This is a genomic window from Rhodococcus sp. DK176 (assembly GCF_038447315.2).
GTDB lineage: Bacteria > Actinomycetota > Actinomycetes > Mycobacteriales > Mycobacteriaceae > Rhodococcus_F > Rhodococcus_F jostii_A.
Map to the genome: position 1 here is coordinate 4,173,470 of NZ_CP118321.2, position 12,440 is coordinate 4,185,909.

General features: G+C 68.2%; 15 protein-coding genes and 1 pseudogene. 4 read left to right on the top strand and 12 right to left on the bottom strand.

All coding sequences use genetic code 11. The features are described 5' to 3' along the window. Window positions 1-31: 31 nt before the first annotated feature. From PSR88_RS19720 to PSR88_RS19740, 5 genes and pseudogenes are all read right to left on the bottom strand, one after another. Complete coding sequence (locus PSR88_RS19720) at window positions 32-268, bottom strand: tautomerase family protein (protein ID WP_016884580.1); 237 nt, start codon at window positions 266-268, stop codon at window positions 32-34. After that, entirely contained in the window at window positions 268-1,059 is a 792-nt protein-coding gene (locus PSR88_RS19725) for a 2-keto-4-pentenoate hydratase (RefSeq protein ID WP_009476962.1), read from the bottom strand. Before PSR88_RS19725 ends, PSR88_RS19720 begins: the two co-directional genes overlap by 1 nt. After that, window positions 1,059-1,853: a 2-keto-4-pentenoate hydratase gene (locus tag PSR88_RS19730; RefSeq protein WP_016884579.1), complete on the bottom strand. Its 795-nt coding sequence runs from the start codon at window positions 1,851-1,853 to the stop codon at window positions 1,059-1,061. Before PSR88_RS19730 ends, PSR88_RS19725 begins: the two co-directional genes overlap by 1 nt. 48 nt (window positions 1,854-1,901) lie before the next feature. After that, a complete protein-coding gene (locus PSR88_RS19735; protein WP_011596423.1) occupies window positions 1,902-2,717 on the bottom strand; it encodes an IclR family transcriptional regulator in 816 nt (271 codons plus the stop codon). 188 nt (window positions 2,718-2,905) lie between these two features. After that, window positions 2,906-3,170, bottom strand: a pseudogene (locus PSR88_RS19740) (exodeoxyribonuclease III); the annotation flags it as partial. 13 nt (window positions 3,171-3,183) lie between these two features. On the opposite strand from PSR88_RS19740, the gene PSR88_RS19745 reads away from it, so the two are divergent. Then, window positions 3,184-3,408 carry a hypothetical protein gene (locus PSR88_RS19745; RefSeq protein ID WP_029539718.1) on the top strand — a complete coding sequence of 75 codons (225 nt, stop codon included), beginning with the start codon at window positions 3,184-3,186 and terminating at the stop codon, window positions 3,406-3,408. 104 nt (window positions 3,409-3,512) lie between these two features. After that, the gene (locus PSR88_RS19750) at window positions 3,513-4,145 is read left to right on the top strand and encodes a nucleoside/nucleotide kinase family protein (protein ID WP_016884577.1); all 633 of its coding nucleotides are present in this window, start codon (window positions 3,513-3,515) and stop codon (window positions 4,143-4,145) included. 6 nt (window positions 4,146-4,151) lie between these two features. Here PSR88_RS19750 and PSR88_RS19755 read toward each other — a convergent pair whose 3' ends face one another. Genes PSR88_RS19755 through PSR88_RS19770 form a run of 4 tightly spaced genes read right to left on the bottom strand, consistent with a single transcriptional unit; the run spans window position 4,152 to window position 8,163 of the window. Next, window positions 4,152-5,153: a Gfo/Idh/MocA family oxidoreductase gene (locus tag PSR88_RS19755; RefSeq protein WP_016884576.1), complete on the bottom strand. Its 1,002-nt coding sequence runs from the start codon at window positions 5,151-5,153 to the stop codon at window positions 4,152-4,154. A 1-nt stretch (window position 5,154) separates the two neighbouring features. Then, window positions 5,155-6,339 (bottom strand): Gfo/Idh/MocA family protein, encoded by a 1,185-nt coding sequence (locus PSR88_RS19760; protein ID WP_016884575.1) that lies wholly within the window; start codon window positions 6,337-6,339, stop codon window positions 5,155-5,157. An 8-nt stretch (window positions 6,340-6,347) separates the two neighbouring features. Continuing rightward, window positions 6,348-6,707: a universal stress protein gene (locus PSR88_RS19765; RefSeq protein ID WP_011596429.1), complete on the bottom strand. Its 360-nt coding sequence runs from the start codon at window positions 6,705-6,707 to the stop codon at window positions 6,348-6,350. Window positions 6,708-6,744: 37 nt separating this feature from the next. Then, on the bottom strand, window positions 6,745-8,163 hold the full coding sequence (locus PSR88_RS19770; RefSeq protein WP_011596430.1) for a sugar porter family MFS transporter: 1,419 nt from the start codon (window positions 8,161-8,163) through the stop codon (window positions 6,745-6,747). Between the two features lie 177 nt (window positions 8,164-8,340). Here PSR88_RS19770 and PSR88_RS19775 point away from each other — a divergent pair, with 177 nt between their 5' ends. Further along, complete coding sequence (locus PSR88_RS19775) at window positions 8,341-8,979, top strand: TetR/AcrR family transcriptional regulator (RefSeq protein ID WP_011596431.1); 639 nt, start codon at window positions 8,341-8,343, stop codon at window positions 8,977-8,979. Further along, on the top strand, window positions 8,976-9,638 hold the full coding sequence (locus PSR88_RS19780) for an enoyl-CoA hydratase-related protein (RefSeq protein ID WP_011596432.1): 663 nt from the start codon (window positions 8,976-8,978) through the stop codon (window positions 9,636-9,638). The genes PSR88_RS19775 and PSR88_RS19780 overlap by 4 nt, the downstream gene beginning before the upstream one ends. Window positions 9,639-9,674: 36 nt before the next feature. Here PSR88_RS19780 and PSR88_RS19785 read toward each other — a convergent pair whose 3' ends face one another. From PSR88_RS19785 to PSR88_RS19795, 3 genes are read right to left on the bottom strand one after another with little or no spacing between them, the layout of a single operon-like run. After that, window positions 9,675-10,874: an acetyl-CoA C-acetyltransferase gene (locus PSR88_RS19785; protein WP_016884573.1), complete on the bottom strand. Its 1,200-nt coding sequence runs from the start codon at window positions 10,872-10,874 to the stop codon at window positions 9,675-9,677. Window positions 10,875-10,906: 32 nt separating this feature from the next. Next, the gene (locus tag PSR88_RS19790) at window positions 10,907-11,569 is read right to left on the bottom strand and encodes a 3-oxoacid CoA-transferase subunit B (RefSeq protein WP_005260718.1); all 663 of its coding nucleotides are present in this window, start codon (window positions 11,567-11,569) and stop codon (window positions 10,907-10,909) included. Further along, window positions 11,566-12,333: a CoA transferase subunit A gene (locus PSR88_RS19795; protein ID WP_016884572.1), complete on the bottom strand. Its 768-nt coding sequence runs from the start codon at window positions 12,331-12,333 to the stop codon at window positions 11,566-11,568. Before PSR88_RS19795 ends, PSR88_RS19790 begins: the two co-directional genes overlap by 4 nt. Window positions 12,334-12,440: the final 107 nt, after the last annotated feature.

Sequence of the window (12,440 nt, forward strand, 5' to 3'; positions counted from 1 at the left end):
GCCTCGACGTCGAATCGCAATGCCCGACTCCTCAGGTGCCGACGTCGGCGGCCGTTCCGGATATCCGGATGTTCGCCGCTTCCTCCCGCTCGGCGAGCGTGACGTCGCCGGCCGCGAAGTGCGTCTTCGGTGTCTCGCGCAGGATCACACGGACGTTCGCGACGGGCGTCCCCACCGCCCGGTGAGCGGCGTGGGTGAGCTCGTGGATCAGCAGGCGCAGTTCCTCGGGGCTGCGGCCCTCGGCGATGGTGACCTCGATGATCGGCATCAGCGACCTCCCGCCACGGTGATCGTGCCCAGATTCGTGAAGTGCGCCGCAATCCGCGCGCCCGGCTCCACCGGCACCGCGTCGGTCATCCCTCCCGTGAGCACCACCCAGCCGGCCTCGATGGCGTGGCCCCGTTCGGCGAGCGTGTTGGCGGCGAACGCCAGCGCTTCGGCCGGATGTCCGTGTACCGCAGCACCGGTCGCCGAATCGACGATTTCGCCGTCGACCTCGAGCAGGCACGCCTCGAGCGCAAGGTCGAGATCTTCGGGCCGCCGGCTGATCGGCCCGGTGACGTAGCGTCCGGACGAGTTGTTGTCGGCCACCGCGTCCATCATCGAGAACTTGTAGCCCGAGAACCGGCTGTCGATGATCTCGATCGCGCCCACGACGTGATCCACGGCGGCCAAGGCGGTCGCTGCGCTGATGCCCGGACCTTCGAGTCGGCGTCCCATGACGAACGCGATCTCCGGTTCGGCCCGCGCCTGGATCAGGCGGTCGCGGGGCACGGTCTCCCCGATCGGGAGGATCATCCGGTCGGTCAGCCACGCGGTCGACGGTGCGTCGACACCGACCTGACGCTGCTTGGCCTTCGAGGTGACCCCCAGTTTCACGCCGGTGACCTTCTCACCGCGCGCCACCCGGATGCCGAGGGCGATGTCCTGCGCGGCGTAGGCCGTTGCGAGGTCGAGGCTCTCCCACTCAGCTTTGATGGACGTCTGGGCCGTGGCACTTTCTTCCGCCTGTAAAAGTCGCTCCGCCACGAGTGCTGCGCTCCATGCGTCGGTACCCATCACTGTTCCTCCTTGGTGCCGAGGACGGCTGTCACACTGCCGAGCCCGCTGATCTGCGCGACGATCGAATCGCCCGGATTCACCGGAAATGCCTTGGTCATCGAGCCGGGAAGCACGACATGGCCCGGTTCGAGTGTCACGCCCATCGGGCCGACAGTGTTCGCCAGCCAGACGAGCGCGTTGAGCGGCGAGCCGAGAACGGCACCGCCCGCGCCGGTCGCGACGAGTTCACCGCCGATGTGGAGGGTGCACCCCGCCAGTTGCAGGTCCGCCGCGTCGAGCGCGACCGGTCGGCTGCCCAGGATGACGCCGCCCGACGACGCATTGTCGGCGATGGTGTCGAAGATGCCGATCTTCCAGTCCCGGATCCGCGAGTCGACGATCTCCAGTGCGGGAAGGACGAAGTCGACCGCCCGGACCGCCTCGGCGACGGTGACACCCGGTCCGGACAGAGGCCGGCCCAGCACGAACGCGATCTCGGGCTCGATCCGCGGCTGGAGGAACCGCCCCGCCGGTATGGGCTGGTGCTCGAGATGGAACATGCTCGCGGTCAGATGTCCGAAGTCGGGTTGGTTCACCCCCATCTGCCGCTGAATGGCCCGCGACGCGAGGCCCACCTTGTGCCCCTTCACGACGTCGCCGCCGAGCGTCCACTCCTCGACCTGCACTTGCTGAATGCGATAAGCGAGTTCGATCGACGCGTCGGGATGCTCCGGGGTCAGCGGGTCGATCGGTTCGCCCGTCCGGTACACCTCCAGCAACCGGTCGGCGGCCTTACGTGCGACGGTATCCATGGCACCTCTGCTCTGTGTCATTCGGTTCGGACTTCGGGTGACGGGACGTCAGGAGGCCAGCGCAGGCCGGCCCGATTCGGGAACGTCCCTGGTCGTGGTGGGTGTGGCGTGGTTCGTGTTCGCGACCGCGTGCGAGACGTCGCGGGCTGCCGCCATGACGGCACGGGTGAACTCGACGCGGCGGGGCACGAAACGGCTGACCGGGATGCTCATGCTCACCGCGGCCACCACGGAACCCATGTCGTCACGCACCGGCGCGGCGACGCAGTGGACCTCCGAGACGGCTTCACCGAGGTCGTAGGCGTGGCCGGCAGACCGCGCCACCGACAACGCGTCGAGCAGCGCCCCGGCATTCGTGATCGTCGACGGCGTGTGCCTGCGCAACTGGCGACCGGCCAGGTACCGGTGCAGTTCGTTCTCCTCGAGGCTCGCCAGGAGGACCTTGCCCACCGCTGTGCAGTGTGCTTCGAGACGGGCGCCGACGCGTGCACCCTGCACGGTGATGTTGTGCGTACCGACCACCTTGTCGACGTACAGCACGTGCCACCGTTCCATCACCGCGAGGTGACTGGTTTCGCCGTACCGCTCGACGAGGTTCTCGATGACCGGCGCGGCGCAGGACCGCACGTCGACGGTGCCCCGCAGGGTTTCGCCGAGTTCGATCACCCGCCACCCGATCCGGTAGCGACCACGCGTGCGGCACTGGAGCAGTCCGGTCTCGACGAGACTCGACAGCAAGGCGTGCGCACTCGATCGGGGGACGTCGATGGCAGCGGCGACCTCGGAGACCCCCCATTCCGGTTGCGCTGCGGTGAACAGGTCCAGCACCGGCCCGATCTTCTGGACCGTCTGCAGTGTCGCCACGGTGTCCGTCCTTTCTTCCCACGGCTCCGCGGGAAGCGAACGTGCACCTCGCTGAGCGTCTGTGATCTGAAACACTAGGAAGAACGCGGCCACCACACCATGACCACCAGCGCATGAATGGATGACTGCACGCGCACCACCCGCGATGGGGCGGTTAGCCAAATTCCCGAACCCGGGAATCTCCCCGATCAGAGGTCGTAGTCAACGACGACCGGAGCGTGATCACTCATCCGCCGGTCGGCCGCAGACTCCCGGTCGGTGCCGGCCGGCGACCGCAGCCTGTGCCAGGCGCGGCGTCGCGAGGTAGTAGTCGATGCGCCACCCGGTGTCGTTCACGAACGACTGCCCCAGTCACGACCACCACGAGTACGGACCGTCGACGCCAGGATGGTGCTGCCGGACCACGTCGACGAGAGTGCGCGGCGACAGGATGGAGTCGAACCACTCACGCTCCAGGTCGTCCACGGTGAGGACATCCGCCGGCCGTTGGGGCCGCTGCTACCCGAGGGAGGCCGTCGTCAGATCGCTGCGCCTGCAGACCCGAACCCCGGCGTCCTTCGGCGGGGTCAAGGAATTCGTGGCCGGTGTCCGGCTGACGGCAGAGGACGACGAACGTGACGGCTGGCGTGGACGTGAGGTCAGTGCCGCTCGCCCCATGTCACAACAGTTCAATCTGATTGCTCGGCGGTGACATTGGGCGACGGGCGACAGGCGGAGGGCATCGAGGTCCACGACGGCTGAGCTACGGTCTGCTTATGGACGACGAGCACGCAGTGGGCACGACCGGGCGGTCCGGTGCGGTATGAAGGTGGACTGCCGGGACTGATCGCGCGCGCCCGCGTGCTCGCCGACTCGGGCACGCGCCGCATTCTCGGTATCGCCGGACCGCCCGGCTCGGGTAAGAGCACCGTCGCCGCGGCGGTGCTCGCGGCGCTGGGACCGTCCGCGGTGGTGGTGCCGATGGACGGATTCCACCTGGCGGGTGCGGAACTGGTCCGCCTCGGCCGGGCCGGGCGCAAGGGCGCACCCGACACGTTCGACGCCGCCGGCTACGTGGCGCTGCTGCGCCGGATACGTGAACCCGACGGCGAGACGGTGTACGCCCCGGAGTTCCACCGCGACGTCGAGGAGTCCTACGCCGGGTCGATCGCCGTCCCGCCGGACGTGCCGCTGGTGATCACCGAGGGAAACTACCTGCTCCTCGACGAGCAGCCGTGGGCGAGGGTGCGCGACCTGCTCGACGAGGCATGGTTCCTCGCCCCGGACGACGAGGAGCGCGTCGCCCGGCTCGTCGAGCGGCACATCCGGTTCGGCAAGTCGCCCGGCGATGCGCGAGAGTGGGTGCGGCGCAGCGACGAACGCAATACCGCGTTGGTCGCGCCCGGCCGTGCCCGCGCCGACGTCGTCGTGCTCGGTGACCCCGTGTGATCGGTTTCAGGCCGGGTACTCGATCGGTTCCATCCGGCCGCTGGTGAGTGAGCGGGTCGCGGCCTCGGCGATCGCCTGCGCCTTCAACCCCTCCGTCAGGGTCGGGCCGATCGCGGCACCGTTCTCCAGTGCGTCGACGAAGTGGTCGAGCGCGGTGCGGTAGCTGCCTCTGATCCGTTCGAACCATCCCGCGTGCAAGCCGTCGTCGACCACGCGGCCCGCGCTGTACCGGGAGACGGATCCGGCGCGCTGCCGTCGCGCCTCTACCATGCCCGTCGAACCGAGCACCTCGATGCGTTCGTCGTAGCCGTAGCCGATCCTCCGGGTGCAGTCGATCTGGACGAGCGCGCCGCCGGGCAGACGCAGGGTGACCGCCGACGTGTCGACGTCGCCGTACTCGGCGAGGCGGGGTTCGGCGAGCGTGGAACCGGTCGCGAAGACGGACTCGGGGTCGAGCCCGGAGATCCACCGGGCCAGGTCGAAGAAGTGGACGGTCTGGTCACGCATCTGCCCGCCCGAGACCGCGATGTACTCGAGCGGCGGCATCGCCGGACCGCGGCTGGTCATCTGGATCAGCTCGACCGAACCGATCTCGCCGGACGCGACCACCCGCTGCAGTTCGGCGTAGTCGCGGTCGAAGCGGCGGTTGAAATCGACCATCGCCCGCAACGAGCGGGTCTCGGCGAAGCGCACGATGTCGACGGCGTGCGCGAGATCGAGATCGATCGGCTTCTCGCACAGGGCCGGGATCCCCGCCGTCGCCGCGGCGCGAAGGTGCTCGGCGTGCGTGTTGCTGGACGACGCGATGAAAACGGCGTCGATTGCCGTGGGGTCGAAGACTTCCGCGAGATCGGTGGTCGCACGGCTGCCGTGCCGCTTGGCGAGGTCGGTCGCGCGAGCGAGGTCGATGTCGAAGACGAGGGCCAGGTCGACATCGGGGTGCGCGGCGAGGTTGTCGCCGTGCACTCCGCCGATGAATCCGGCGCCGATGAGGGCGAATCGTTGCATGTCAGATACCGACCTTGTCGTGTGCGAAAGCGGGAACGACCCAGGCGGAGTCGGCGGCGTGGGAGGCGGCCGTCGCCTCGACGAACTGGACGCCTATCAGCCCGTCGCGTCCGGTGGGGAAGGACAGATCGCGGAGGGTGGTGGGGGTGTCGTCGCGGCGGGCGCGGAGTTCGTCCGCGAGATCGCGGTAGAAGTTCGCGAACGCCTCGAGGAAGCCTTCGGGATGTCCCAGGCCGGGACGGGTGAGCCTGCCGGCGTCCTCGGACAGCGTGCGCATGCCCTGCGCGAGGGTCGTCGTGCCGCCGTCGAGGTCGCGCACCGTCAGGTGGTGAGGGTCCTCGTGCCGCCACTCGATGCTCGCGGTGTCGCCGAACACCCGGATCCGCAGGCCGTGCTCGTTGCCGGTGGCGGCCATGCTCGCCCACAGTGTCGCGGGTGCCCCGTTGGAGAGGGTGAGGCGGACGGTGGCGTTGTCGAACACCCGCCGCCCGGGGACGAGGGTGTCCAGTTCGGCCGACACCCGGGTGGCTTCGAGTCCGGTGACGTACCGCAGGAGGTGGAAGGCGTGGGTGCCGAGATCGCCGACGACGCTGGGGAATCCCGCGATGCCCGGGTCGGTACGCCATCGTGCCTGCCGGTGCTCGCCGAGTTCGACGGGTACCGCGGCCCACCCGGACGCGTGCTCGACCGCGGCGAATCGGATCCGGCCGAGGTCGCCGTCGCGCACCATCCGGGCCGCGTGCCTGACCATCGCGTACGCCGAATAGCAGTGCGGGACGGCGAGAATTGCACCGGAGGACTCGGCGATCGCGACCAGTTCCGCAGCCGACGCCGAGTCGGGCGTGAGGGGCTTCTCGCACACCACCGAGATGCCCGCCTCCAGGAACGTGCGCGCGATGTCGAAGTGGCTGTCGTTCGGCGTGGTCACGGCGACCACGTCGACGCCGTCCTCGCGGGCGGATTCCCGTTCCGCCATCTCCCGGTAGTCGCGATAGATGCGCTCGGCCGGCACACCGAGGCTCTCGGCGATCCGCGCCGACGATGCGCCGTCCCGCCCGAAGACCCCCGCGTGCAGGTCGTACCGGTCGTCGAGACGCATCGCGTAGCGGTGGGTCTTGCCGATGTCGGCGCCCTGCCCGCCGCCGACCATGCCCGCGACCAGTCGCAGGCTCCCTTGCTTGCTCAACTCGGCTCCTACTGAGGGGTTTTGACCGCGAGGACCGGGATCGGGGATTGCAGGATGAGGCGCTGGCTCACGCTGCCGAGAAGCGCCTTGCCGACCGCGCTGCGGCGTTTGACGCCGATCACGAGGCGTTCGATGTCGGGTCGTTCGTCGAGCAGGTCGAGCACGGCGGTCGCGGGATCGCGGTCTCCACGGCCGATCCGGTCGAGGACGGTCACGCCGTCGTCCGCGAGCGTGTGCACGTCTTCGGGTTCGGTGAGGGAGAGGTTCACCACCAGGAGCTCGGTACCCAGCATCGCGGCTTCCTTCTTGCCGGCGAGGAGGGCGTGTGATCCTTCGGAGGAGTCGGTCACGGCTACGAGCAATGTCATGGGTTCAACCTTTCAGGGGGACGTGGTGCGGCGACGGTCACGAGTAGTCGTGCCGGAACTGGTCTTCGAGTTCCTCGAGCGAGCGGCCGCGGGTTTCCGGAACCTGGGTTTTGATGAAGACGAGTGCCAGCACGCCGAGGCCGGCGAAGATGAAGAACGTCGCACCGATTCCCAGTGCGGTCACGACGGGCGGGAAGAGCAGCGCGACAACGGCGTTGGCGATCCACAGCGCGAAGATGCAGACGCCGATGGCGAAGCTGCGGATCTTCAGCGGGAAGATCTCCGACAGCATCAGCCACACCAGGGGACCGATCGTGGCCTGCATCGAGAAGACGAACAGCACCACGAACGTCAGGATCAGGTAGGCCTTGAGGGTGCCGTCGGGCAGCAGGAACGCGGACAGGCCGACGAGCACGTGGAACGTGGTGGTGAGGGTGAAGCCGCCGATGAGCATCTTCCGACGGTCGATCCGGTTGATCAGGGCGACGCCGGTGAGGACGCCGAGCACACTGAACAGGCCGTTGAGGGTGTTCGCGACGATGGCGGCGTTCGAGGAGAATCCGGCGTCGCCGAGCAGCTGGGTGCCGTAGTACATCACCGAGTTGATGCCGGTGGCCTGCTGGAACACTCCGAGGCCGACGCCGATGAAGATGAGGCGGCGAATCCACTTCACCGACAGGTCGGCGGCCCCGCCGGTCTGTGAGAGCTTCTCTTCCTCGGCGAGCGCCCGGACTTCCTCCAGTTCGGCACGTGCCCGCTCCGGGGACCGAACCTGGAGAAGCACGGCGAGCGCTTCGTCGTGCCGATCCTGCGACATCAGCCAGCGCGGGCTCTCCGGCATCCGCAGCATTCCGGCGAACAGGAAGATGGCCGGAATGACGGCGACCAGAAGCATGAAACGCCAAACGTTCTCGTGCTCACCCCAGATGTTGAAGATGACGGCGTTGATCACGAATGCGGCGAACTGTCCGACGACGATCATGACTTCGTTGCGGGAGACCACGCTGCCGCGCCGTTCGGTGGGGGAGATCTCGGAGAGGTAGACGGGCACCGTCGCGGATGCGCCGCCGACGGCGAGGCCGAGTATGAAGCGGAACAGTGCGAGCACCTCCCACGTCGGGGACAGCACGCAGCCGATCGTCCCGATCATGAAGATGATCGCGAGCACCAGGATGTTGTGCCGGCGTCCGAACCGGTCGGACATCCGTCCGCCGACCAGGGCGCCGATCGCGGCACCGAAGATCAGGATGCTCACCACGAGGCCTTCGGTGAACGAGGTGAGGTGTAGGTCTTCCTCGAGCGGTTCGAGTGCGCCGTTGATGACTCCGGTGTCGTATCCGAAGAGCAGGCCGCCGAAGGTGGCGACCACGGCGATGATGCCGAGTCTGTGCGAGTGCCGCCCGGGGGCGTCGGCATGCTGGGACGGGGCGGTAGTTCGGGTGAGATCGCTGGCCATGAACATCTCCTCGACGTATTCCATGTACAGAACACGTAATGTGTTTATGTCCGAACAAAGCTAACCCATTGTGACTCGGGGCACAACGGCAAGCCAATCATCGGGCGGTTCCCGCAGCGCGATCGGCGGCCCCCTACCCGCGAGTAATAGAACGCATGATCTGTTATTGTTCGCGATATGCCCAGGCCACGAGTCCACGACCTCGACGACGCGCTCGATGCCGCCGAGCGGCTGGCCGTGGAGGGCGGGCCGAGCGCGGTGACCCTGCGTGCGGTCGCCGCGGCCACGGAGATGTCGAACGGGGCCATCTACCACGCATTCGGCTCGCGGGGAGGGCTGGTCGGGCGCGCCTGGTTGCGGGCGGCGCACCGATTTCTCGACCTGCAACAGGAATCGGTCGAGGCGGCTCTGGGGCGCGGTCCCGTGGACGCCGTCGTCGCGGCCGCCGACACCCCGGCCGTCTTCGCCGAGCGGTTCCCGCGGTCGTCGCGGCTCCTTCTCACCGTCCGCCGCGACGAACTGCTCGGATCCGAGATCCCCGAGGGCGTCGCCGCCGAGTTGTCGCGCCTCGACTCCGTCCTCGTCGAACTGTTCGTCCGATTGGCCCGCGCGTTGTGGGGGCGCAAGGACGGTCGCGCGGTCGAAGTGATCGAAGCGTGCGTCGTCGGGCTCCCCACCGGTCTGCTGCTACACGCCCGGCGAAAACCGGACGACGCCATGCGCCTGCGCCTGGAGACGGCGGTCCGCGCCGTCCTCACACTCGACCCCCCGCCCCCGGGGAAACGTCACGACAGCAACACGAAAGGTTCCCGATGACCGCCACCCTGACCTACCGGGACACGATCGCCGTCCTCGACCTCGGCGACGACGAGAATCGTTTCTCCCCCGAGTGGCTCGACACCGTCGACCGGCTCCTCGACGACGCCCACGAACACGGCGCGCAGGCCCTGGTCACCACGGCCACCGGGAAGTTCTACTCCAACGGCCTCGACCTGGACTGGCTGATGGCCAACGGTGACCGTGGGGACTGGTACGTCGGGCGGGTACAGGCCCTGTTCAGCCGGATTCTGACGCTCCCGCTGCCGACGGTGGCCGCGGTCAACGGGCACGCGTTCGGCGCCGGTGCCATGCTCGGAATCGCCCACGACTACCGGGTGATGCGGTCCGACCGCGGGTACTACTGCTTCCCCGAGGTCGACATCCACATTCCGTTCACCCCGGGAATGGCCGCGCTGATCCAGGCCAAGCTGACACCACAGACCGCGATCACCGCCATGACCACCGGCCGCCGCTACGGCGGCCCCGACGCTCAGACGAGTGGGCTGGTCGACGGGACCGCCCCCGAAGGGGCGGTCCTCGGCGCCGCTGTCGACCTGATCGCGCCGCTCGCGGGGAAGGACGCCGGCACGCTCGGCGCGATCAAGTCCACCATGTTCGCGCCGGCCGTCGCCGCGCTCGCATCGGGCCGATCATGACCCGGTGACGCGAAACCTACTGTGCGAGAGTGGTGATCACTCGCCCGGGACGTGGAGAATCAGGGCGTCGCCCTGTCCGCCGCCGCCGCACAGAGCGGCGGCGCCGGTTCCACCGCCGCGTCGTTTCAGCTCGAGCGCGAGGTGCAGCACGACCCGTGCCCCCGACATGCCGAGCGGGTGCCCGATGGCGATGGCGCCGCCGTTCACGTTGACCTTCGACGGGTCGACTCCGAGTTGCCGGGTCGACTCGATGCCGACGGCGGCGAAGGCCTCGTTGATCTCGACGAGATCGAGCGCCGAGGGGTCGAGTCCCTCACGGGTGCACGCCTTGTCGATGGCATTGGCGGGCTGCTGCTGGAGTGTCGAATCCGGTCCGGCGACGACGCCGTGGGCGCCGATCTCGGCGAGCCATTCGAGCCCCAGCTCCTCGGCCTTGGCCTTGCTCATCACCACGACGGCGGCCGCGCCGTCGGAGATCTGCGACGCGGAACCCGCGGTGACGGTGCCGTTCTTGCTGAACGCGGGCCGCAGCTTCGACAGCGACTCGGCGGTGGTGTCGGCGCGGACGCCCTCGTCCTGGGTGACCACGAGTGGCTCGCCCCGGCGCTGCGGGATGGTGACGGGTACGACCTCGTCGTCGAAGAGTCCGTTCTTCCACGCGGCCGCGGCGCGCTGATGCGAGGCGGCGGCGAAGGCGTCCTGCTCTTCGCGACCGATCTTGTCGGTGTTCGCGTTCCGGTCCTCGGTGAGCGCACCCATCGCCTGCTCGGTGAAGATGTCGTACAGGCCGTCGTAGGCGAGGTGGTCGACGAGGGTGGTGTCGCCGTACTTGAAACCGCCCCGCGAGTTCGGGAGAAGGTGCGGCGCCTGGGACATCGACTCCTGCCCCCCGGCGACGACGACGTCGAATTCGCCGGCGCGGATCAGCTGGTCGGCGAGCGCGATGGCGTCGAGACCCGACAGGCACACCTTGTTGACGGTCAAGGCGGGCACCGACATCGGGATGCCCGCGTTGACCGCGGCCTGCCGGGCCGGGATCTGACCGGCGCCGGCGGTGAGGACCTGCCCCATGATCACGTACTCCACCAGTTCGGGTGCCACCCCGGCCTTGTCGAGGGCGCCCTTGATGGCGATGCCACCGAGATCGGATCCGGAGAGTGACGCGAGCGAACCCGTCAGCCGGCCGACGGGGGTCCGGGCTCCGGCGACGATGACGGACCTGGCGGGAGAAGTCATGGGATTGTCCTTGGTGTCGTGACGAATGTTGCTCAGACGAGTGCGGATTCGCGGATCTCGAGGGGGGTTCCGGTGGCGGCGACGACCTCGTCGACGGTGACGCCGGGAGCGACCTCACGGAGAGCGAGGGTGCCGTCGCCGACCACGTCGATGACGGCGAGATTGGTGATGATGCGGTTGACGACGCCCTGGCCGGTCAGCGGCAGGGTGCAGGCGTCGATGATCTTGGGATTGCCGTCCCGGTCGGTGTGTTCCATCAGAACGATGACGCGGCTCGCGCCGTGCACGAGGTCCATCGCGCCGCCCATGCCCTTGACCATCTTTCCGGGGACCATCCAGTTGGCGAGGTCGCCGGTGCGGGAGACCTGCATGCCGCCGAGGACGGCGGTGTCGATGTGGCCGCCGCGGATCATGCCGAACGACAGCGCGGAGTCGAAGAATGCGGCACCGGCGTTGACGGTGACCGTTTCCTTGCCGGCGTTGATCAGGTCGGGGTCGACGTTCTCGTCGGTGGGATAGGGGCCGGTCCCGAGGATCCCGTTCTCCGAATGCAGGGTCACGGTGACGTCGGTGCCGAGGTATCCGGGAATGAGCGTCGGCAGTCCGATGCCGAGGTTGACGTATTCGCCGTCGACCATCTCCGCGGCCGCGCGAGCGGCCATCTGCTCACGTGTCCATCCGTTGGTGCCGGTCATCGAGTGGCTCCTTCCGTGCTGCTGACTGTCCGCTTCTCGATCCGCTTGTTCTGGGGGCCGGTCTCGACGATGCGTTGAACGAAGACTCCCGGCAGATGCACCTGGGCGGGATCGATGGTGCCTGCGGGGACGAGTTCCTCGACCTGCGCGATGGTCACCTTCCCGGCCATCGCCGCGAGGGGGTTGAAGTTCAGGGCCGACTTGTCGAATACCAGGTTGCCGGCGGTGTCGCCGCGCAGTGCGTGGACCAGGGCGAAGTCGGCGGTGATGCCGAGTTCGAGAACGTAGCGTTTGTCGCCGAACACGCGTGTTTCCTTCGGGGGCGACGCGAGGGCGACGGAACCGTCGGCGGCGTACCGCCACGGCAGTCCGCCGTCGGCGACGGGACTTCCCACACCGGCGGGGGTGAAGAACGCGGGGATGCCCGCACCACCCGCGCGGAGGCGTTCGGCCAGCGTGCCCTGCGGGGTCAGCTCCACCTCGAGTTCACCGGAGAGGTACTGACGGGCGAATTCCTTGTTCTCGCCGACGTACGACGCGGTGACACGCCGAATCTGGCGGGCGCCCAGCAGAATTCCGAGTCCGTGGTCGTCCACACCGCAATTGTTGGAGAAGACCTCGAGATTCCCGACACCGGAGTCGGCGAGCGCGCGGATCAGCGAGTCGGGGATTCCGCACAGGCCGAACCCGCCCACGGCGATCGATGCGCCGTCGGACACGTCCGCGACTGCTTCTTCCGGGGTGTCGAACACTCTCGATCCCATGTGCATCCTTTCTCCTGGCCGCCGTACCGGCGATACCGTCTTCCGCATCACATCGTCCACCTGGTGAACGTCTTCGTGCGATGAGCTCTGCTCCACTAAAAGGGGTA

Bases quoted from the DNA above. Each gene is read 5' to 3' on its own strand.
- PSR88_RS19720 (WP_016884580.1), bottom strand. From the start codon at position 268: ATGCCGATCATCGAGGTCACCATCGCCGAGGGCCGCAGCCCCGAGGAA.
- PSR88_RS19725 (WP_009476962.1), bottom strand. From the start codon at position 1,059: ATGGGTACCGACGCATGGAGCGCAGCACTCGTGGCGGAGCGACTTTTA.
- PSR88_RS19730 (WP_016884579.1), bottom strand. From the start codon at position 1,853: ATGGATACCGTCGCACGTAAGGCCGCCGACCGGTTGCTGGAGGTGTAC.
- PSR88_RS19755 (WP_016884576.1), bottom strand. From the start codon at position 5,153: ATGCAACGATTCGCCCTCATCGGCGCCGGATTCATCGGCGGAGTGCAC.
- PSR88_RS19765 (WP_011596429.1), bottom strand. From the start codon at position 6,707: ATGACATTGCTCGTAGCCGTGACCGACTCCTCCGAAGGATCACACGCC.
- PSR88_RS19770 (WP_011596430.1), bottom strand. From the start codon at position 8,163: ATGGCCAGCGATCTCACCCGAACTACCGCCCCGTCCCAGCATGCCGAC.
- PSR88_RS19775 (WP_011596431.1), top strand. From the start codon at position 8,341: ATGCCCAGGCCACGAGTCCACGACCTCGACGACGCGCTCGATGCCGCC.
- PSR88_RS19780 (WP_011596432.1), top strand. From the start codon at position 8,976: ATGACCGCCACCCTGACCTACCGGGACACGATCGCCGTCCTCGACCTC.
- PSR88_RS19785 (WP_016884573.1), bottom strand. From the start codon at position 10,874: ATGACTTCTCCCGCCAGGTCCGTCATCGTCGCCGGAGCCCGGACCCCC.
- PSR88_RS19790 (WP_005260718.1), bottom strand. From the start codon at position 11,569: ATGACCGGCACCAACGGATGGACACGTGAGCAGATGGCCGCTCGCGCG.
- PSR88_RS19795 (WP_016884572.1), bottom strand. From the start codon at position 12,333: ATGGGATCGAGAGTGTTCGACACCCCGGAAGAAGCAGTCGCGGACGTG.